Annotated in this window: 19 protein-coding genes; 16 read left to right on the forward strand and 3 right to left on the reverse strand. The window is 71.1% G+C overall.

Features of this window, described 5'->3' with window-relative positions; translation table 11 throughout:
- The first annotated feature begins 74 nt into the window (after positions 1–74).
- Positions 75–392 (forward strand): FmdB family zinc ribbon protein, encoded by a 318-nt coding sequence (locus tag ACFO3Q_RS06275; protein WP_377003792.1) that lies wholly within the window; start codon positions 75–77, stop codon positions 390–392.
- A gap of 1,074 nt (positions 393–1,466) precedes the next feature.
- On the opposite strand, the gene ggpS is transcribed toward ACFO3Q_RS06275, so the two are convergent.
- Positions 1,467–3,788, reverse strand: a complete 2,322-nt coding sequence (gene ggpS, locus ACFO3Q_RS06280) for a glucosylglycerol-phosphate synthase (protein ID WP_377003793.1) — start codon at positions 3,786–3,788, stop codon at positions 1,467–1,469.
- A gap of 291 nt (positions 3,789–4,079) precedes the next feature.
- Here ggpS and ACFO3Q_RS06285 point away from each other — a divergent pair, with 291 nt between their 5' ends.
- The 8 genes from ACFO3Q_RS06285 to ACFO3Q_RS06320 all read left to right on the forward strand — a co-directional run bounded on the left by ACFO3Q_RS06285 (position 4,080) and on the right by ACFO3Q_RS06320 (position 12,127).
- Positions 4,080–4,748 (forward strand): hypothetical protein, encoded by a 669-nt coding sequence (locus ACFO3Q_RS06285; RefSeq protein WP_377003794.1) that lies wholly within the window; start codon positions 4,080–4,082, stop codon positions 4,746–4,748.
- A gap of 343 nt (positions 4,749–5,091) precedes the next feature.
- Positions 5,092–6,852 (forward strand): aspartate--tRNA ligase, encoded by a 1,761-nt coding sequence (aspS, locus tag ACFO3Q_RS06290; protein ID WP_377003795.1) that lies wholly within the window; start codon positions 5,092–5,094, stop codon positions 6,850–6,852.
- Positions 6,853–6,912: 60 nt separating this feature from the next.
- A complete protein-coding gene (locus tag ACFO3Q_RS06295; RefSeq protein WP_377003796.1) occupies positions 6,913–7,467 on the forward strand; it encodes an ECF-type sigma factor in 555 nt (184 codons plus the stop codon).
- Positions 7,464–8,105 carry an esterase/lipase family protein gene (locus ACFO3Q_RS06300; protein ID WP_377003797.1) on the forward strand — a complete coding sequence of 214 codons (642 nt, stop codon included), beginning with the start codon at positions 7,464–7,466 and terminating at the stop codon, positions 8,103–8,105. The genes ACFO3Q_RS06295 and ACFO3Q_RS06300 overlap by 4 nt, the downstream gene beginning before the upstream one ends.
- A gap of 41 nt (positions 8,106–8,146) precedes the next feature.
- Positions 8,147–8,875 carry a YebC/PmpR family DNA-binding transcriptional regulator gene (locus ACFO3Q_RS06305; protein WP_377003798.1) on the forward strand — a complete coding sequence of 243 codons (729 nt, stop codon included), beginning with the start codon at positions 8,147–8,149 and terminating at the stop codon, positions 8,873–8,875.
- A gap of 93 nt (positions 8,876–8,968) precedes the next feature.
- On the forward strand, positions 8,969–9,556 hold the full coding sequence (ruvC, locus tag ACFO3Q_RS06310; protein WP_377003799.1) for a crossover junction endodeoxyribonuclease RuvC: 588 nt from the start codon (positions 8,969–8,971) through the stop codon (positions 9,554–9,556).
- Between the two features lie 17 nt (positions 9,557–9,573).
- Complete coding sequence (ruvA, locus tag ACFO3Q_RS06315; RefSeq protein ID WP_377003800.1) at positions 9,574–10,176, forward strand: Holliday junction branch migration protein RuvA; 603 nt, start codon at positions 9,574–9,576, stop codon at positions 10,174–10,176.
- A gap of 34 nt (positions 10,177–10,210) precedes the next feature.
- Positions 10,211–12,127, forward strand: a complete 1,917-nt coding sequence (locus ACFO3Q_RS06320) for a potassium transporter Kup (protein ID WP_377003801.1) — start codon at positions 10,211–10,213, stop codon at positions 12,125–12,127.
- A 10-nt stretch (positions 12,128–12,137) separates the two neighbouring features.
- On the opposite strand, the gene ACFO3Q_RS06325 is transcribed toward ACFO3Q_RS06320, so the two are convergent.
- Complete coding sequence (locus ACFO3Q_RS06325; RefSeq protein WP_377003802.1) at positions 12,138–12,809, reverse strand: potassium channel family protein; 672 nt, start codon at positions 12,807–12,809, stop codon at positions 12,138–12,140.
- Positions 12,802–14,136, reverse strand: coding sequence for a TrkH family potassium uptake protein (locus ACFO3Q_RS06330; RefSeq protein WP_377003803.1), 1,335 nt, complete (start codon positions 14,134–14,136; stop codon positions 12,802–12,804). The genes ACFO3Q_RS06325 and ACFO3Q_RS06330 overlap by 8 nt, the downstream gene beginning before the upstream one ends.
- Before the next feature lie 98 nt (positions 14,137–14,234).
- On the opposite strand from ACFO3Q_RS06330, the gene ruvB reads away from it, so the two are divergent.
- The 7 genes from ruvB to pal all read left to right on the forward strand — a co-directional run bounded on the left by ruvB (position 14,235) and on the right by pal (position 19,937).
- Positions 14,235–15,278 (forward strand): Holliday junction branch migration DNA helicase RuvB, encoded by a 1,044-nt coding sequence (ruvB, locus tag ACFO3Q_RS06335; protein ID WP_377003804.1) that lies wholly within the window; start codon positions 14,235–14,237, stop codon positions 15,276–15,278.
- 10 nt (positions 15,279–15,288) lie between these two features.
- The gene (gene ybgC, locus ACFO3Q_RS06340; RefSeq protein WP_377003805.1) at positions 15,289–15,693 is read left to right on the forward strand and encodes a tol-pal system-associated acyl-CoA thioesterase; all 405 of its coding nucleotides are present in this window, start codon (positions 15,289–15,291) and stop codon (positions 15,691–15,693) included.
- Between the two features lie 65 nt (positions 15,694–15,758).
- Positions 15,759–16,478 (forward strand): protein TolQ, encoded by a 720-nt coding sequence (gene tolQ / locus ACFO3Q_RS06345; RefSeq protein WP_377003951.1) that lies wholly within the window; start codon positions 15,759–15,761, stop codon positions 16,476–16,478.
- 45 nt (positions 16,479–16,523) lie between these two features.
- Positions 16,524–16,961 carry a protein TolR gene (tolR, locus tag ACFO3Q_RS06350; RefSeq protein ID WP_377003806.1) on the forward strand — a complete coding sequence of 146 codons (438 nt, stop codon included), beginning with the start codon at positions 16,524–16,526 and terminating at the stop codon, positions 16,959–16,961.
- 4 nt (positions 16,962–16,965) lie between these two features.
- Complete coding sequence (tolA, locus tag ACFO3Q_RS06355) at positions 16,966–17,922, forward strand: cell envelope integrity protein TolA (protein WP_377003807.1); 957 nt, start codon at positions 16,966–16,968, stop codon at positions 17,920–17,922.
- Between the two features lie 100 nt (positions 17,923–18,022).
- On the forward strand, positions 18,023–19,339 hold the full coding sequence (gene tolB / locus ACFO3Q_RS06360) for a Tol-Pal system beta propeller repeat protein TolB (RefSeq protein WP_377003808.1): 1,317 nt from the start codon (positions 18,023–18,025) through the stop codon (positions 19,337–19,339).
- Positions 19,340–19,424: 85 nt separating this feature from the next.
- Positions 19,425–19,937: a peptidoglycan-associated lipoprotein Pal gene (pal, locus tag ACFO3Q_RS06365; protein ID WP_377003809.1), complete on the forward strand. Its 513-nt coding sequence runs from the start codon at positions 19,425–19,427 to the stop codon at positions 19,935–19,937.
- Positions 19,938–19,960: the final 23 nt, after the last annotated feature.

Genomic DNA, 19,960 nt, shown 5'->3' on the forward strand with positions numbered 1-19,960 from the left:
TGCCGGCACGAGTTGAAAAGGCGCGATGCCGCCCCACAATGCCTGCCCAGGCTTTCCAAGCATCCTTCTTCGCCATGCCCATCTACGCCTTCCGTTGCAGCGCCTGCGGCCATGCCTTCGACCGGCTCCAGAAGCTCTCCGACCCCGATCCCGAGACCTGCCCCGCCTGCGGCGCGTCCGCGGTGGGGCGGCAGGTGACCGCGCCGGCCTTCCGGCTCGCCGGGTCCGGCTGGTACGAGACCGATTTCAAGAAGGACGGCGACACCAAGCGCAACCTCGCCGGCGACAGCGCACCCTCGGGTACGGCATCCGGCGGCGAGTCCGCCGCCCCGGCCCCCGCTCCGGCCCCCGCGCCGAAGGCCGAAGCGCCCGCGGCCAAGCCGGCGGCCTGAGCAGCGGTGCGTTCGAGGCGAGACATGAGGAGTGAGGAAGGAGAGTAGGCACGGCTGTCCACCCCGGCTTCTCTCCACGCGCTTCCGCAGGCAGCGCGCGGCGCGCGCTCACCCCCATCCCAGCCTTCCCCCGCAGGCGGGGGAAGGGGCTTTACAGCGAGAAGTGAGGCGGGAGAAGTGAGAAACGAGAGACAACGCGGCTGCCCGCCCTCGTTTCTCACTCCTCTCCACGCACTCCTCAAGCCACCAGCCCCCTCCCCGCGGACAGCGGGGGAGGGTTGGGAAGGGGGCTTCTCGGCGAGAAGCGAGAGATGAGGAACGAGGAACGAGCGAAGCACGCCCGTCCTCTCGTTTCTCACTCCTCTCCACTCACTGCTCAAGCCACCAGCCCCCTCCCCCGCGAACAGCGGGGGAGGGTTGGGGAGGGGGCGCTTCTGCTGCGGGAAGTGAGACATGAGGAGCGAGGAACAAGCGAAGCACGCCCGTCCTCTCGGTTCTCACTCCTCTCCACTCACTGCTCAAGCCCACCAGCTCCCTCCCCCGCGAACAGCGGGGGAGGGTTGGGGAGGGGGCGCTTCTCGGCGAGAAGCGAGAGGTGAGGAACGAGGAACGAGCGAAGCACGCCCGTCCTCTCGTTTCTCACTCCTTTCCACTCACTGCTCAAGCCCACCAGCCCCCTCCCCGCGGACAGCGGGGGAGGGTTGGGAGGGGGCGCTCTTTGGCGAGAAGCGAGAGATGAGTGGCGAGGAACGAGCGAAGCACGCCCGTCCTCTCGGTTCTCACTCCTCTCCATTCACTGCCCACGCCCACCAGCCCCCTCCCCCGCGAACAGCGGGGGAGGGTTGGGGAGGGGCGCTTCTGCTGCGGGAAGTGAGACATGAGGAACGAGGAACGAGCGAAGCACGCCCGTCTCGTTTCTCACTCCTCTCCACTCCATTCACTGCTCAAGCCCACCAGCCCCCTCCCCCGCGGACAGCGGGGGAGGGTTGGGGAGGGGGCGCTCTTCGGGCGAGAAGTGAGAGATGAGGAGCGAGGAACGAGAGAAGCACGCTGGTCCTTCTCGCTCCGCGTCGCTCAGCCGGTCAGCGCCGCGTCCGCCTCGGTCGCGGCGGTCTCGCCCGCCGTCGCGTCCACCGCCGCGAGGAAGCCCTGCCCCCAGCGGGCGATGTCGTGGTGGCGCACGATGTCGACCAGGCCGCGGATGCGGCTGCGGCGCTCGGCGCGCGGCATGCGCAGCGCGTTGAGGCAGACGGTCGCCAGGTCGCTGGTGTCGTGCGGGTTGGTGAGCAGCGCGCCCTTCAGCTCGGCGGCGGCGCCGGCGAACTCCGACAGCACCAGGACGCCGTCGCCGCGGGTCAGGCCCTGGGTGGCGACGTACTCCTTGCACACCAGGTTGAGCCCGTCGCGCAGCGGGGTGATCCACATCACGTCGGCCTCGGCGTAGTAGGCGACGACCTCCTCGAACGGTAGCGCGCGGAAGAAGAACTGCACCGGCACGTAGCCGACGCGGGAGAAGCGGCCGTTGATGCGGCCCACCGCCTGCTCGATCTTGTGCTGCAGCTCGTCGTAGACCGTCATCTCGCGCGCCGCCGGCACGCAGATGCACAGCAGCGAGACGTTGCCGTGCAGCTCCGGGTCGCTGGCCAGCATCTGCTCGAAGGCCTGCAGCTTCTCCAGCGTGCCCTTGGTGTAGTCGAGCCGCTCGACCGAGAGGATGAGCTTGCGTCCGGCGAAGGCCTGTTCCAGCTCGGCGCGGCGCTGGCGGACCACGTCGCTGCGCAGGGCGTTGCGCACGCGGTCCAGGTCCAGGCCCACCGGATGCGCGCCCAGCCGCACGGTGCGGCCGTGCGTGCGCAGCGCGCTGGTCATGCGCTCGATGCCCACCGCGCACCCGTAGGTGAGGTAGCGCGGCGCGCAGGGCTCGCGCTCCAGCACGGTCACCGGCTGCACGCCGCGCACCACGTCGACGAAGTTCTCGACCTGCCGCGGGATGTGGAAGCCGACGTAGTCGCACTGCAGCAGGCTGCCGAGGATCTCGCGCCGCCACGGCACCACGTTGAACACGTCGGCCGAGGGGAAGTAGGTGTGGTGGAAGAAGGCGATGCGCAGGTCCGGGCGCATCTCGCGCAGGTAGGCCGGGACCATCCACAGGTTGTAGTCGTGGATCCAGACCGTGGCCCCCGGCGCGGCCTCGGCCGCGGCGCGCTCGGCGAAGGCGCGGTTGACGCGCAGATAGACGCGCCAGTGGTCCTCGCGGAAGCGCGCGCGTTCCCAGAAGGTGTGCAGCAGCGGCCAGAAGGCCTCCTTCGAGAACTGCTTGTAGAAGATGTCGACCTCGGTCTTGCTCAGGGCCACGCGCGAGGCGGTGAGCCCCGGGTAGCGTTCGGCATCCACCATCGTGTTGGGCTCGAAACCCTCGCCGCCGGCATGCTGCGTCCAGGCGACCCAGGAGCCCTTGCGGCCCTGGCCGAAGAAGCTCAGCAGGGTGGGGATGATGCCGTTCGGCGACGCGTGGCTGCGGCGCCTCACCTCGCCGTCGGCGACGTACTCCTCGTACGGCAGGCGGTGGTAGACGATGACCAGCTCGGATTCGCCGCAGGGCGCGTTGCCCACCCCGGCGGGCACCGGCGGCGCGTCGTGCAGGCCGAAATGCGCCAGCGCCTCCAGGATGCCGCCGCAGCCCGGTTCGCGGGCGTGCAGCACGTGGCCCAGCGCTTCGGTCTGGGCCAGCAGCCCGATCTCCGACTCGCCCACGCACACGCCGCGGAAGCCGTGCTGGTACATCGACAGGTCGTTGAGGGTGTCGCCCGCGACGAGGATGGAGTCGCGCGGCACGTCCAGGTGCTCGGCCAGCGCGACCAGGGCCGCGCCCTTGCTCACGCCGCGCGGCAGCACGTCGAGGTAGCGGTCCGCGGAGTACAGCAGGTCGAGGTCCATGCTCTCGACGTGGGCGCGCAGCGCGTCGGTGACCGCGCCCGGCTCGCAGAAGTAGGACACGCGGCGGTCCTGGGGCACGTCCTGGCGTTCGAGGCCGGGCCAGGCGCCGAGCGCCTCGATCACCTTGCGTTCGCCGGGCCAGCGCGCATCGATGCCCTCCTGCAGGGGCTGCACCGGCTGGAGGGTGCGGCCGTCGACGAGGGTTCCGCCGACGTCGCAGACGATGTAGTCCGGTCGCGGCAGGGACGGATCGGAGAGCAGGGGCAGCACCGACTCCAGGCCGCGCCCGGTCACGTAGACCAGGCGCAGGTCGGTGCGCGCGGAGAGCAACTGGTAGAGCTCGTGGCGCCGCTCGGGGCTGCCGGCGAGGAAGGTGCCGTCGAGATCGGTCGCCAGCAGCCAGGGGTGCTGGCGCGGGAGCGGACGGAAGGATGCGGAAGTGGTCTCGGTTCGGGTCACGCGGTTCCCCTTCGTTGTGCTGAACCTGCGATGGCTCCTTCGCGGAAAGGACAACGCCGTTGCCGGCCATCGCGAGGAGTGGCGACACGCACGTCGCCGGAGGACATCGCCCGCGACGACGGCGGGCGAACGGAGGTGGTGGCGGGGCCACCGGAAGACGCAGCCGGCATGGGGCCATGGGCGCGTAAGCGCACGTGCTGCAAGGCGAATTCTAGCACGGGGGGCCCTCCGGCCCAACCGCGCCGCCTGCGCCGCGTTGTGCTCGCCGGCCGGCGCGGTTAGGGTCGGGGCATGAACCGACTCCGTCCCTACACCCTTTCGTTCGCCGTCGCCGGCGCCCTTCTCCTGACCGCCTGCGGTGGCGGCGAGCCCTCCGCGCCGCCCGCACCGCCGGCCTCCGACAGCACCGGGGCGGCCGCGCCCGCGACCCAGGCGGCGCCTGCGGACGCCTTCCTCGCGGCGCTCGCGCAGCACTGCGGACAGGCCTTCGCCGGCGAGATCGAGACCGACGTGCCCGCGCAGCCGGACAGCGCGTTCGCCGGCCAGCAACTGGTGATGCACGTGCGCGAATGCGCCGACGGCGAGATCAAGGTGCCCTTCCACGTGGGCGAGGACCGCTCGCGCACCTGGGTGATCACCCGCACCGACACCGGCCTGCGCCTCAAGCACGACCACCGCCACGAGGACGGCAGCGAGGACGTGCTCACCATGTACGGCGGCGACACCGACGCGCCCGGGACCGCGCAGCGCCAGGAGTTCCCGGTCGATGCCGACTCCGTCGCCCTGTTCGAGCGCGAGGGCCTGGTGGCCTCCGTCGTCAACGTGTGGGCGATGGAGATCGAGCCCGGCGAGACCTTCGTCTACGAACTCGCCCGCCCCGGCACCGACCGCCTGTTCCGCGTGCGCTTCGACCTGACCCGGGAGATCGAGGCCCCGCCGGCGCCGTGGGGGCATGAGTAGGAGCGGGAATCGGGAAGAGGGAATCGGGACCCGGAGCGCGTGTTGGCGTGGCGGCTTTCGTCACGGGCGGGCGAAGTGGAAGGACGAGCGCGGCCTGGCTTTTTCCATTCCCGCCTCCCTGTCTTCGGTAGTTCGGGGCGGGAATCGGGAAGAGGGACTCGGGACCTGAAGCGCGCGCTGATGCGGTCTTCCGTCGCGCGGCGGGCGAAGTGAAGGCGGCCGGGAGCCGGGCCTGGGCCTTTCCCGCTTCCCGATTCCCGATTCCCGGCTTCACCCCGAATTGCCCCCCGTCCGGCCCGGCCCTACCATTGCCGGCTCGCTTTTTCCCGGCACCGGACCCTCCATGCGTACCCATTTCTGCGGCCTCGTCGACGAGGCGCTGATCGGCCAGACCGTCACCCTGTGCGGCTGGGCCGACGTCGCCCGCAACCTCGGGGGCGTGTGCTTCATCGACCTGCGCGACCACGAGGGCATCGTGCAGGTGGTGGCCGAGCCGGACGACAGGGCGGTGTTCGAGATCGCGGCCGAGGTCGGCTACGAGGATTGCCTGCGCATCACCGGCACGGTGCGCGCGCGCCACAGCGTCAACGCGAAGATCCGCACCGGCAGGGTCGAGATCGTGGCCAGCCGCATCGAGGTGCTGAACAAGGCCGAGACCCTGCCGTTCTACCTGCACGAGACGCCCGGCGAGGAAGCGCGCCTCACCTACCGCTACCTCGACCTCCGCCGGCCCGAGATGCAGCGCATGATGCGCACCCGCATCCGCCTGGTGCAGGCGCTGCGGCGCTGGCTGGACGAGCGCGGCTTCCAGGACATCGAGACGCCCATCCTCACCAAGGCGACGCCCGAGGGCGCGCGCGACTTCCTGGTGCCTGCGCGTATGCATCCCGGCGAGTTCTACGCCCTGCCGCAGTCGCCGCAGCTGTTCAAGCAGATCCTCATGGTCGCGGGCTTCGACCGCTACTACCAGATCGCGCGCTGCTTCCGCGACGAGGCCCTGCGCGCCGACCGCCAGCTCGAGTTCACCCAGCTCGACATGGAGTTCGCCTGGGTCGACGAGCGCGAGGTGCAGGCCACCACGGAGGAGATGATCCGCACGGTGTTCCGCGAGGTCGTCGACGTCGAGCTCGATGCCCCCTTCCCGCGCATGACCTACGCCGAGGCCATGCGCCGCTACGGCTCGGACAAGCCGGACCTGCGCATCGACCTCGAACTGGTCGACGTGGCCACGGCGGTCGCCGGCTGCGACTTCAAGGTGTTCGCCGACTGGGCCTCGCATCCCGAGGGCCGGGTCGCCGCGCTGCGCGTGCCCGAGGGCGCGGCGCTGTCGCGCAAGCAGATCGACGAGCTCGGCGCGCATGCGGCGAAGTTCGGCGCCAAGGGCCTGGCCTGGATCAAGGTCGAGGACGAGGCCAAGGGCCGCGAGGGCGTGAACTCGCCCATCGCCAAGTTCCTCGACGACGCGGTGCTGGCGGCGGTGCTGGCCGCGACCGGCGCGCAGTCCGGCGACCTGCTGCTGTTCGGCGCGGGGCCCTACAAGGTGGTGTGCGACTTCATGGGCGCGGTGCGGCTCAAGGTCGGCCGCGACCTCGGCCGTGTCGGCAACGGCTGGAAGCCGCTGTGGGTCACCGACTTCCCGATGTTCGAGTGGGACGAGGAGGAGGGGCGCTACGTCGCACTGCATCACCCGTTCACCGCGCCGGCCGTGGACGACGAGGCCGACCTGCGCGCGAACGCGCGGACCGCGGTGTCGCGCGGCTACGACATGGTGCTCAACGGCAACGAGATCGGCGGCGGCTCGATCCGCATCCACCGTTCCTCGATGCAGGCGGCCGTGTTCGAGCTGCTCGGCATCGGCGCCGAGGAGGCGCAGGCCAAGTTCGGCTTCCTGCTCGACGCGCTGCGCTTCGGCGCGCCGCCGCACGGCGGCATCGCCTTCGGCATCGACCGCATCGCGGCGCTGATGGCGGGCACCGAGTCGATCCGCGACGTCATCGCCTTCCCCAAGACCACCACCGCGCAGGACCTGATGACGGCCGCGCCCTCGCCGATCCCGGATGCGCAGCTGGCCGAGGTCCACGTGCAGGTGCGGCCGAAGGCCTGAGCCCGGCGCCCGCGGCTAGAATCCGCCGGGATCCGGCGGCGCTGCCGGTTGGGCGAGGGGATGGCTGAACAGGCGACACTGCTGCTTCGGGCCTGGCGCGACGGCGACGACGCCTCGCGCGACCGGCTCGTGGAGATGGTCTACCACACGCTGCGCGACATGGCCGCCTCGCAGCTGCGCGGCAGCCGCGGCGACGGACTGCTGCAGCCCACGGTGCTGGTGAACGAGGCGCTGCTGCGCATGCTCGGGCGCGAGGCGACCTTCGCCGACCGCGCGCACTTCTGCGCGGTCGCCTCGCTCAAGATGCGCTCCGTCCTCGTGGACCACGCCCGCGCCCTGGCCGCCGCCAAGCGCGACGGGGGCGAGCAGGTCACCCTGTCGGCGGTCGGCGCGGGCGCGGATCCCGACGCCACCGCAGCCATCGACGTGCTGGCCCTGCACCAGGCGCTGGAGCGGCTGGCGGAGGAGGACGCGCGCGCGGCGCGGGCGATCGAGATGAGCTACTTCGGCGGCATGGGCCATGCGGACATCGCCGAGGCCCTCGGTGTGTCGGTGCCCACGGTCGAGCGCGACCTGCGTTTCGCGCGCGCCTGGCTCAACCGCGCGCTGCGATGAGCGCGGAGGCCGCCGCCGGCGCGTCCCGCGTCCTGCTGATCCACGGCCTGTGGATGGGGCCGTGGTCGATGGCGCCGCTCGCCCGGCGCCTGCGTGCCGCCGGTTTCGCACCGGAGCGCTTCGGCTACGGCAGCGTGCGGGAGGCGCACGAAGCGTGCGTCCGGCGCCTGCTGGAGGCGATCCGCGGCGGCCCGCCGGCGCATCTGGTGGGGCATTCCCTGGGCGGCCTGCTGGCCGTGCGCGCGGCCGCCGCGGCGCCGGGTGCGGTGCGCCGCATCGTCTGTCTCGGCAGCCCGCTCTCGCCCAGTCCGACCGCGGCCAGCGTGGCGCGCCTGCCCGGTGGGCGCGTCCTGCTCGGCTGCGCGCGCGAGGCGCTGGCGGCAGGGGCATGCGACTGGGGCGACTGCTGCGTCGGCATGATCGCCGGCGACGCGCCGCACGGACTGGGGGCGGTGGTGCGCCGCTTCGACGGCCCGCACGACGGCTCGGTGGCGCTGGCGGAGACGCGCTCGCCGCGGCTGGCCGGGCACTGCGTGGTCCACGCCTCGCATTCGGGGCTGCTGTTCTCCACGGAGGCCGCGGCGGCCTGCGCGGCCTTCCTGCGCCACGGGCGTTTCCCGGACCGCCCGCGGGAGTAAAATCCCGCCCCCGTCACTCCAGCACACGCGAAGAGCACCCCATGGGTAGAGGACCGTCGATCGAGGCCCGCAAGAACGCCAGCGATGCCAAGCGCGGCAAGATCTTCACCAAGATCATCCGCGAGATCGGCGTCGCCGCCCGTGCGGGTGGCGGGGACCCCGCCAACAATCCGCGCCTGCGCGCCGCCGTGGACAAGGGCCTGTCGGCCAACATGTCCAAGGACGTCATCGAGCGCGCGATCAAGAAGGCGACCGGCGAGCTCGAGGGCGTGGAGTACGAGGAGATCCGCTTCGAGGGCTATGCCCCGGGCGGCGTGGCGGTGATCGTCGATACGCTCACCGACAACCGCAACCGCACCGTGGCCGACGTGCGGCACGCCTTCAACAAGTTCGGCGGCAACCTCGGCACCGACGGTTCGGTGGCCTTCATGTTCCGCAAGCTCGGCGTGGTCGCGTTCGCCGCGGGCGCGGACGAGGAGCGCATCACCGAGATCGCCATCGAGGCGGGCGCCGAGGACATCCGGGTCCACGACGACGGGAGCATCGAGGTGCTGGCCGCGCCGGAGGACTTCGAGGCCGTCCGCAAGGCGGTGCTCGATGCCGGGCTCGCGCCCGACGAGGCCGAGGTCACCCTGCGCGCCGACAACGACGTCGCCGCCGAGGGCGACACCGCCCGGCAGATCGTCAAGCTGCTGGACTGGCTCGAGGACATCGACGACGTCCAGAACGTCTACCACAACGCCGACCTCGGCCACGACGCCTACGCCTGACGCAGGGCAGGGGGTGACCCCGGCCCCGCCCTGGTGCACACTGCGCCGCTTTCCGCACCGCACCATGCGCCGCCGGGACGCCGTCACACCGCCATGGCCGCTCCGATCCCCCCGATCCGCCCGCCGCAACCCGTCCAGGATGCGGCCGGCGCCCGCGTGCTCGGCATCGATCCCGGCTCGGTCCGCACCGGGATCGGCGTGGTCGACGCCGACGCCCTGGGGCGCCCCGCCCACGTCTTCCACGCCGCGCTGGCGGTGGGCGGCGCCGAGGACTTCCCGCTGCGGCTCAAGGCGATCTTCGACGGCATCTGCGGCCTCATCGAGACGCACCGGCCGCAGGAGGTCGCCATCGAGCGCGTGTTCGTCTCGCGCAATCCGGACTCGGCGCTCAAGCTCGGCCAGGCGCGCGGCGCGGCGATCTGCGCAGCGGTGCACTGCGGCCTGCCGGTGCACGAGTATTCGCCGATGCAGATCAAGAACGCCGTGGTCGGCCGCGGCGCGGCCGAGAAGACCCAGGTCCAGCACATGGTCGGCGTGCTGCTGAACGTCGACGGTCGCCTGCAGGCCGACGCCGCCGACGCGCTGGCGGTGGCCATCACCCATGCGCATTCGCGCCTCCTTGCCGCGCGCACGGGCGTACTCGCCTCCGCGCTGCTCCGCCGCCGCGGCACGCGCCGCTGATCCAAGAAGACCGGACGATGATCGGACGACTCAAGGGCATCCTCGCGCACAAGCAGCCGCCGTGGCTGGTGATCGACGTCAACGGCGTGGGCTACGAGCTGGAGGCGCCGATGAGCACGATCTACGACCTGCCCGACGTGGGCCGCGAGGTCGTGCTGTTCACCCACTACGCGCAGAAGGAGGACTCGGTCTCCCTCTACGGCTTCCTCCGCGAGCCCGAGCGGCGGCTGTTCCGCGACGTGCAGAAGGTGACCGGCATCGGCGCCAAGATCGCCCTCGCCATCCTCTCCGGGGTGAGCGTGGACGAGTTCGCGCGCCTGGTGCAGGCCGGCGACGTCACCGCGCTCACCCGCATTCCCGGCATCGGCAAGAAGACCGCCGAGCGCATGGTGGTGGAGCTGCGCGACCGCGCGGCCGAGCTCGCCGGCGGCGCCCCCGGCGCGCTGCCCGCGCAGGCGGGGGGCATCCCGATGGACGCGCGCTCGGAGGCGGTGATCGCCCTGCAACAGCTCGGCTACAAGCCGGCCGAGGCGCAGCGCATGGCGGACAAGGTGGCCGAGGAGGGCGACGGCCCCGAGGCGATCATCCGCAAGGCGCTCAAATCGGCGCTGCGGGTGTAGCGATGTCCCGTCCGCCGTCCGAGGCCGCACCGCGATGAGCGCCACCCCCCGCGACCCGCGCAACGCGCGCTCCGCCGAGCAGGGCGGCCACGGCAACATCGGCCTCGCCGGCCTCATCGTCGGCGCCATCGGCGTGGTGTTCGGCGACATCGGCACCAGCCCGCTCTACACCATCCGGGAGGCCTTCTCCCCGCACTACGGCCTGGTCGCCAACCACGACACCGTGCTCGGCCTGCTGTCGCTGGTGTTCTGGTCGCTGATGCTGGTGGTCACGCTGAAGTACGTGACCATCATCATGCGCGCCGACAACGAGGGCGAGGGCGGCATCATGGCGCTGATGGCGCTGGCCCAGCGCACCATGCCGAGCGGCTCGAAATCCACCTACCTGGTCGGCATCCTCGGGGTGTTCGGCGCCTCGCTGTTCTTCGGCGACGGGGTGATCACGCCGGCGATCTCCGTGCTCTCGGCGATCGAGGGGCTGGAGGTGGTGGCGCCGCAGCTGCACAGCTGGATCGTGCCGCTCACCGTGCTGGTGCTGGTGGCGCTGTTCGCGACCCAGCGCTTCGGCACGGCCAGGGTCGGGCGGGTGTTCGGGCCGATCACCGGGCTGTGGTTCCTGGTGCTGGCGGTGCTGGGCGTGGTCAACATCCTGCACGAGCCCGAGGTGCTGAAGGCCATCAACCCGTACTGGGCGGTGCAGTTCTTCATCAACCACAGCTGGCACGGCATCTTCATCCTGGGCGCGGTGGTGCTGGCGGTGACCGGGGGCGAGGCCATCTACACCGACATGGGCCACTTCGGTGCCAGGCCCATCCGCTACGCCTGGTACTTCTTCGTGCTGCCGTCGCTGATGCTGAACTACCTCGGCCAGGGCGCCCTGGTGCTCGAGGACCCCACTGCGATCCGCAACCCGTTCTACATCGGCGTGCCGGAGTGGGGGCGCATCCCGATGATCGTGCTGGCGACCGCCGCCACCGTGATCGCCTCGCAGGCGGTCATCACCGGCGGCTTCTCGGTGGCGCGGCAGGCCATGCAGCTGGGCTACATCCCGCGCATGCAGATCAAGCACACCTCCAGCGAGGCCATCGGCCAGATCTACATCCCGGCGATCAACTGGTCGATGATGGTGATCGTGGTGGCGCTGGTGCTGGGCTTCCAGACCTCCTCGGCGCTCGCCACCGCCTACGGCATCTCGGTGTCGATGACCATGCTCATCGACACCCTGCTGCTGGCGATCGTGGCGCGTGCGCTGTGGCCGAGCTGGCGGCGCTTCGTGCTGCCGCTGTGCCTGCTGTTCCTGGTCTTCGACATCGCCTTCGTCATCGCCAACGGCGCCAAGGTCCTGCAGGGCGGCTGGTTCCCGGTGCTGCTGGGCGTGGTGCTGTTCACCCTGCTGCGCACCTGGCGGCGGGGGCGCACGCTGCTGAGCGAGGAACTGCGCAAGATCGGCATCCCGCTGGTGGACTTCCTGCCGAGCCTGATGCTGGCGCCGCCGGTGCGGGTGCCGGGCACGGCGATCTTCCTCACCTCGGACAACAGCGTCGTGCCGCAGGCGCTGATGCACAACCTCAAGCACAACAAGGTGCTGCACGAGACCAACGTCTTCCTGACGGTCGAGATCCTCGCGGTGCCGTACTCGCACAGGCGCCTGCTGGTCGAGTCGCTGGGCGACGGCTTCCACAAGGTGCGGGTGCGCTTCGGCTTCATGGAGACGCCGGACGTGCCGCTGGCGCTGATGCAGGCCTGCGACCAGAGCGACCTGGTGTTCGATCCCATGGAGACCACCTACTTCGCCAGCCGCGAGACGGTGGTCGCCCGCGCGCGCCGGGGCATGCCGGTGTGGCGCGACCGGCTGTTCGCGGTGATGCTGCGCAACGCCGCGCCGGCGACCGGCTTCTTCCGGATTCCCGGCAACCGCCTGGTCGAGCTCGGCGCGCAGATCGAGATCTGAGCCCGGCCGCTCAGGTGCGCGCGGCGAAGGTCTCCACCTTCCGCGTCGCGCCGGACACGATGAGGATGTCGCCGGGTTCCACGATGGTGTCGGCCTTGGCGTAGGTGAAGTCGTTCTTCCTGCGCTTCAGCCCCACCACCGTGACCCCGTACCGGGTGCGGAGCTCCGACTCGCTGAGGGTCTTGCCGAAGGCCTCGCGCGGTGCCGCCGTCTTGGCGATGGCGAAGCCGTCGTCGAACTCGATGAAGTCGATCATCTTGCCGTCGACGAGGTGCGCGACGCGCTCGCCCATGGCGGCCTCGGGGTAGACCACATGGTGTGCGCCGGTGCGCTCGAGGATGCGGCCGTGCTTGGTGCTGGTCGCCTTGGCCCAGATGTCGCGGACGTGCAGGTCCTCGAGCGCGAGCACGGTGAGGACGCTGGCCTCGATGTCGTTGCCGATGCCGACCACGGCACGGTCGAAGTCGCCCACGCCGAGCTGCCGCAGCGTCTCCGCGTTGGTGGTGTCCGCCTGGACCACGTGGGTGAGCTCGTCCGCCCAGCGCTGGACCACCTCCGGATTCTCGTCGATGCCGAGCACGTCGTGTCCGAGGCGGACGAGGGAACTGGCCACCGCGCCGCCGAAGCGGCCGAGGCCGATGACGACGACGCTGTCGCCGCCCTGGGATGCCTGCCTAGCCAACGATGGGGCGCTCCTCTGGATAACGGAAGGGGGCGTGGCGGCTGCGCAGTGCGAGTGCCGTCGCCACGGTGATGGTACCGACGCGGCCCACGAACATGAGCACGATCAGCACCGCCTGCCCGGCCTCCGGCAGGCGCGCGGTGATCCCGGTGGAGAGCCCGACGGTCGCGAACGCCGAGATCGCCTCGAACATCACTGCCGGCAGCGGCTCGTCGGTGGCGGTCAGCAGCGCCAGGGTGCCGACGGCCAGCACGGCCACGCCGAGCAGTACGATGCTGAGCGCCTGGCGCTGGGTCTCCAGCGAGATGCGGCGGCCGAAGGCCGTGGTGTCGCGGCTGCCGCGCACCTCCGCCCAGACGACGAAGCCGAGCAGGAAGAAGGTCGTCACCTTGATGCCGCCGGCGGTACCGGCACTCCCGCCGCCGATGAACATGAGCGCGTAGTGCGCGGCCAGCGTCTCGGCGGTCATGGCGCCCACGTCGACGCTGTTGAAGCCGGCGGTGCGCGCCATGGCCGAGTGGAACAGGGCGCCGAGCACCCGGTCGCCTGGCGCGAGGGCGCCGAGCGTCGCGGCGTTGCCCCATTCGTAGGCGCCGATCACCAGCGCGCCACCGCCGAGAAGGATGGCGGTACCGAGCAGGGTGATCTTGCTGTGCACCGTCCAGTGTCGCCAGCCGAGCGGGCGCCGGCGCAGCTCGTAGAGCACCGGAAAGCCCAGGCCGCCGAGGACGACCGCGAGCATGATCGGCAGCAGCACCATCGGGTCGCTCGCGAACGCCGTCATGCTGTCGGAGTAGGTGGAGAAGCCCGCGTTGTTGAAGGCGGAGACGGCCTGGAAGAGCCCGTTCCAAAGGGCGGTCGGCCAGGGCTCGTCGTGCCCGAAGTGCAGGCGCAGGGCGAGCAGGCAGGCGACCAGCGCCTCGACCGCCAGCGTCACCAGCACGATCAGCCGCAGCACGCCCATGACGTCGCCCAGGCCCAGGCTTCGGGTCTCGGCCTGGGCGACCAGGCGCGTCGCCAGCCTGAGCCGGCGTGCGACCAGCAGACCGAGCAGGGTGGCGCCGGTCATGATGCCGAACCCGCCGGCCTGGAACAGCGCCAGGATCACGCCCTGGCCGAAACCGGACCAGTAGGTCGGCGTGTCCACGACCGCCAGCCCGGTCACGCAGACGGCCGAGGTCGCGGTGAAGAGTGCGGTGAGGAACGGCGCCGCGCCGGCGTCGGCGCGGGCGGCCGGCAGCATGAGGAGCAGCGTGCCGACCAGGATGGCGCCCAGGAACGCGATCGGGACCAGCCGTGCCGGATGTCGGATGCCCTGTCGCAGCAACGCCGCTCTCCTGCGGACCATCCGCAGCGGCGCGTAGTGTGCCCGGACGTCCACCCGCCCGCTACGCCGCGCACGGGCAGTCGTGCGACCATTGGCCGATGAACGACGCGCGCATCATCGCGGCCGGCGCCACCCGAGAGGACGATGCGCTGGAGGCCAGCATCCGCCCCCGCCGCCTGGACGAGTACCTCGGCCAGGCGCCGGTGCGCGAGCAGCTCGGCATCTACATCGAGGCGGCCAAGCGCCGCGGCGAGGCGCTCGACCACGTGCTGATCTTCGGGCCGCCGGGGCTGGGCAAGACCACGCTGTCCCAGGTCATCGCCAACGAGATGGGTGTCGGCCTGCGCCAGACGTCGGGCCCGGTGATCGAGCGTGCCGGCGACTTGGCGGCGCTGCTGACCAACCTGCAGCCGCACGACGTCCTCTTCATCGACGAGATCCACCGCATGCAGCCGGTGATCGAGGAGGTGCTGTACCCGGCGATGGAGGACTTCCAGATCGACATCATGATCGGCGAGGGCCCCGCGGCGCGCTCGATCAAGCTCGATCTGCCGCCCTTCACCCTGATCGGCGCGACCACGCGCGCCGGCCTGCTGACGGCGCCGCTGCGCGACCGCTTCGGCATCGTGCAGCGCCTGGAGTTCTATTCGGCCGAAGAGCTGACCCGCATCGTGCGCCGCTCCGCGCAGATCATGGGCATCGCGTGCGACGCCGCGGGCGCGGGCGAGATCGCCCGGCGTTCGCGCGGCACGCCCCGCATCGCCAACCGCCTGCTGCGCCGGGTGCGCGACTATGCGCAGGTGATGGCCGGCGGCCGGATCACCCTGGAGGCGGCGCAGGCGGCCATGCAGATGCTCAAGGTCGACCCGGAGGGCTTCGACGAGCTGGACCGCCGGCTGCTGCGCACCCTCATCGAGCACTTCGACGGCGGCCCGGTCGGCGTCGAGTCCCTGGCCGCGTCGCTCTCCGAGGAGCGCGGCACCATCGAGGACGTGATCGAGCCCTACCTCATCCAGCAGGGCTATCTCGTGCGCACCGCGCGCGGCCGCATGGCCAGCGCCCGGGCGTACCGCCACTTCGGGCTGGCGGGCAAGGCGCCGCCGGCCGACCTGTTCGAGTCGAATGGCAACGAAGGGTCATAAAGGTTTGCGAATGTTCATCTTTCCGACCCGGGTTTACTGGGAAGATACCGACGCCGGCGGGGTGGTCTACCACGCCAGCTACGTGCGCTTCCTCGAGCGCGCCCGCACCGAGTGGCTGCGCGCGCAGGGGTTCGGGCAGCGCGAGCTGGGCGAGCGCGAGGACATCCTCCTGGTGGTGCGCGGCATGCGGCTGGATTTCCGCAGACCCGCGCGCCTGGACGATCTGCTGGACGTGACGGTGGAGGTCGGCGCGCGCCGCGGCGCGAGCATGACCTTCGCCCAGCGCGTGTGCCGCGGCGACGAGGTACTGGTCGAGGCCGAGGTGCGCGTCGCCTGCATCAACCGAGATTTCAAGCCGCGGGCGCTGCCGGACTGGCTGGCCGCGGAGACCGATCCACCTGGAGCCACTGGATGACCCCGATCCCCGTCTTCGCCGCCGCCACCGCCACGCCGCTTCCCGAGGGCGCGGAAGCGACCGCCATGGCCTTCCCGGAGGCCGCGGCGAGCGTCGCCGCCGCCTCCGGCGGCCTGAACTACCTCGAGCTCATCCTGCACGCCAGCATCCCCGTGCAGCTGGTGATGCTGATCCTGCTCGCCGCGTCGGTCGCCTCCTGGGTCATCATCTTCCGCAAGCGCAAGGTGTTCATCCGCGCCTTCGACGAGGCCGAGGACTTCGAGGACAAGTTCTGGTCCGGCGTCGACCTCGCCCAGCTCTACCGCAACGCCTCCGAGCGCAACCGGGAGGTGCACGGCATGGAGGCGATCTTCGAGGCCGGCTTCCGCGAGTTCGGGCGTCTCTCCAAGAAGCGCACGGTGGACTCCCGGACCCAGCTCGAGGGCGCCCAGCGCGCCATGCGGGCCCAGCTCTCGCGCGAGGTCGATGCGCTGGAGCAGAACGTGGAGCTGCTGGCCTCGATCGGCTCGGTCAGCCCCTACGTCGGCCTGTTCGGCACGGTGTGGGGCATCATGATCAGCTTCCACAGCCTGGCGAGCATGCGCGAGGCGACCATCGCCACCGTCGCGCCCGGCATTTCCGAGGCGCTGATCGCGACGGCGATGGGCCTGTTCGCAGCCATCCCGGCGGTCGTGGCGTACAACCGCTACGCGACCAAGGTCGAGCGCCTGGCCGTGCGCTACGAAGCCTTTGCCGAGGAGTTCTCCTCGATCCTGCAGCGCCAGGCCCACCTCGACGACGAATGATCGCCGCGCCCGGCGCCGCGCGCCGGGCTACCGACGGAGCCTGCCATGTCCACCACGTTTTCCGGGCGCCGCGCGCGCCGCAAGCTCAAGAACGAGATCAACGTCGTCCCCTACATCGACGTGATGCTCGTGCTGCTGATCATCTTCATGGTCACCGCGCCGCTGTTGAACCTCGGCGTGGAGGTGGACCTGCCGCAGTCCAACGCGCGCGGCATCAACAACGAGGGCGAGCCGGTCGTCCTGGAGGTGACCGCCGACGGGCGCTACTTCCTGCGCCTGGCCGAGGCGCCCCGCGAGGAGCTCGACGAGGCCACCCTGATCGCCAGGGTCGGCGCCTTCGCCCGCAACAACCCGAACGTGCCGGTCTACGTCGCCGGCGACACCCGCGCCGAGTACGGCGTGATCATGCAGGGCATGGCGCTGATGCAGCAGGCCGGCGTCGGCCGCGTGCTGCTGCTGTCCTCGCCGCCGGAGTCGCGCTGACCCGATGGAGACCCGCGCCGACCAGGTCCGCGCCTTCGTCTACGCGATCGGCCTGCACCTGCTGATCCTCGTGGTGATGGTGGCCGGCATGTTCTGGACCCGCAGCAGCACGCCGGTGTCCGTGGCGGGGCCGCCGATCGAGGCGACCCTGGTGATGGACCCGGACGCCTTCGAGCTGCCGAGCAAGGCGCCGGCCAAGGCCGCCACCCCGGCGCCCCCGCGTCCGGAGCCGACCCCGCCGCCGCGCCCGGAGCCGGAGGAGACCACGCCGCCGCCGCAGCCGGTGCCCGAGCCGCGCCCGCAGGACGCGCAGCAACAGCAGCAGCCGCAGCCCCAGGAGCAGGTGCCCGATCCTGCCCAGGTCGAGCAGGAGCGCATCGAGCGCATCGCCCTGGAGCGCGCCGAGCGCGAACGCGAGCAGGAGGAGCGGCGCCGGCAGGAGCAGATCGACCTCACCGAGCGCCAGCGCCAGCAGGAGGCCGAGGAGCGCCAGCGGCGCGCCGAACAGCGCCGCCTCGAGCGCGAGCGGCAGCTGGCGGACATCCGCCGCCAGCGTGCCGAGGCCGAGGAGGCCCGCCGCCGCGAGGAGCAGCGCATGGCCGCCCTGGACAAGGCCGCCGCGCGCGAGGCCGCCGCCAGCAGCGCCTCGCCGCCGCCCGGCAACAACGGCACCGACACCAGCCTGCGCGCGCAGTACGCGCTGGCGATCCAGGAGGCCATCCTGCGCAACTGGACCCGGCCGGAGACCGTCCCGCTGGGCCAGCGCTGCCGCATCCGGATCATCCAGATCCCCGGGGGCGAGGTGATCAGCGCGGAGGTGGACCCGAGCTGCCCCTTCGACGCGCTCGGCAGGCGGTCGGTCGAGGCGGCGGTGCTGCGCGCCGCGCCGCTGCCCTACCAGGGCTTCGAATCCGTGTTCGAGCGCCAGCTCAACCTCAACTTCCAGGCCCAGGATCGATGAACGGCGCGCTTGATCCGGTGTTCATGAACAGGCTGTTATCAACTCGCGCTGCCCGCACCGGTCGTCCGGCGGCCACCGCATTTCCAGGAAGCCCCTACGCATGAAACGACTCGTCGTTCTCCTCGCCGTGTTCTGCCTGCCGTGGCTGTCGGTCCTGCGCGCGCAGGCGCAAGGCCTGGACATCGACATCGTCGGCGGGCAGGCGCAGGCGCTGCCCATCGCGATCGTCCCCATGCAGTACCAGGGCGCCTCCGCCGCCCCGGACACCGACATCGCAGCCGTCATCAGCGCCGACCTCGCCCGGTCCGGGCAGTTCCGCACCCTGCCCGAGCGCGACATGGTCGAGCGCCCGAGCCGCGGCGCCGAGCTGAACTTCGCCACCTGGCGCCTGCTGCGCCAGGACTTCGTGGTGGTCGGGCGCATCCTCGACAACCCGGACGGCGGCTACCGCGTCGAGTACGAGCTGTACGACGTCGCCCGCCAGGAGCGCCTCGAGGGCATGGCCATGGCCGGCCGGGTCAACGGCATGCGCGACGTGGCGCACCAGATCGCCGACCGCATCTACGAGAAGATCCTGGGCGTGCGCGGCGCGTTCTGGACCCGCATCGCCTACGTGACCGCCTCCGGCACCGGCCGCGACATCAACTACGCGCTGGTGGTCGCCGACTCCGACGGCTACAACCCGCAGACCGTGGTGCGCTCGCGCGAACCGCTGCTGTCGCCGTCCTGGAGCCCGGACGGCCGCCGCCTGGCCTACGTGAGCTTCGAGCGCGGCAACTCGTCCATCTACATCCAGGACATCGCCACCGGCGCACGCGAGGTGGTCGCCAGCTTCCGCGGCATCAACGGCGCCCCGGCCTTCTCGCCGGACGGCAACCGCCTGGCGCTGACCCTGTCGCGCACCGGCAACCCCGAGATCTACGTGATGGACCTGGGCAGCCGCCAGCTCACCCAGATCACCAATCACTGGGCCATCGACACCGAGCCCACCTGGTCGCCCGACGGCCGCACCATCTACTTCACCTCCGACCGCGGCGGCCGCCCGCAGATCTACCAGGTGCCCGCGAGCGGCGGCGAGGCCACGCGCGTGACCTTCGACGGCACCTACAACGCCCGCGCCACGGTCTCCGCCGACGGCCAGAAGATCGCTGTGGCGCAGGGCTCGGGCAACGTTTATCGTATTGCGCTGTTGGATCGCAGCCAGGGGGGGCAGGGGCGCTGGCAGACACTCTCGCCTGGCAGCTTGGACGAGTCGCCGAGCTTCGCGCCCAACGCGAGCATGATTCTCTACGCTGCGCGGGACGGTTCGCGTGGCGTGTTGTACAGCGTGTCCGCCGACGGGCGGGTGCGCCAGCGTTTGGTTCTCGCCGATGGCGATGTCCGGGAGCCCGCCTGGTCGCCGTTTAGGCAGCGCTGACGGTCTCCTCACGGACCTCAGGGCACGGTTGTTTAGGACGGGCCACAAAAAAGCTAAAACTGCATCCGATCACCGAGGACTCACCATGAACACCACCACCCGCGTTCTGCTCGCCGCAGCCATCGTCGTCTCGCTTGGCGCCTGCACCAAGCGCACCCGCGAGGAGCTGCCGCCGGAGCCCACCACCCCGCCGCCGACCGCCACCGCTCCGAGCACCACCGCCGGCGCCTACACCCCCGAGGATCTGGACCGCGACGCCTGCCTGCGCCAGCGCGTGGTCTACTTCGACTTCGACCAGGACACCCTGCGCTCGGAGTTCCAGCAGATCATCGGCTGCCACGCCAAGTACCTGCGTGACCGTCCGATGGCCCGCATCACCCTCGAGGGCCACGCCGACGAGCGCGGCAGCCGCGAGTACAACCTGGGTCTGGGCGAGCGCCGCGCGAACGCGGTGAACTCGGCGCTGACCGGTGCGGGCGGCCAGGCCAGCCAGCTGACCGTCGTCAGCTACGGCGAGGAGCGTCCGGTCTGCACGCAGTCGGGCGAGTCCTGCTGGCAGCAGAACCGTCGCGTCGAGATCGTCTACACCGCGCGCTGATCCCGCGCCTGAAGCAAAAGAGC

It is taken from the genome of Coralloluteibacterium thermophilum (assembly GCF_042654365.1).
GTDB lineage: Bacteria > Pseudomonadota > Gammaproteobacteria > Xanthomonadales > Xanthomonadaceae > Coralloluteibacterium > Coralloluteibacterium thermophilum.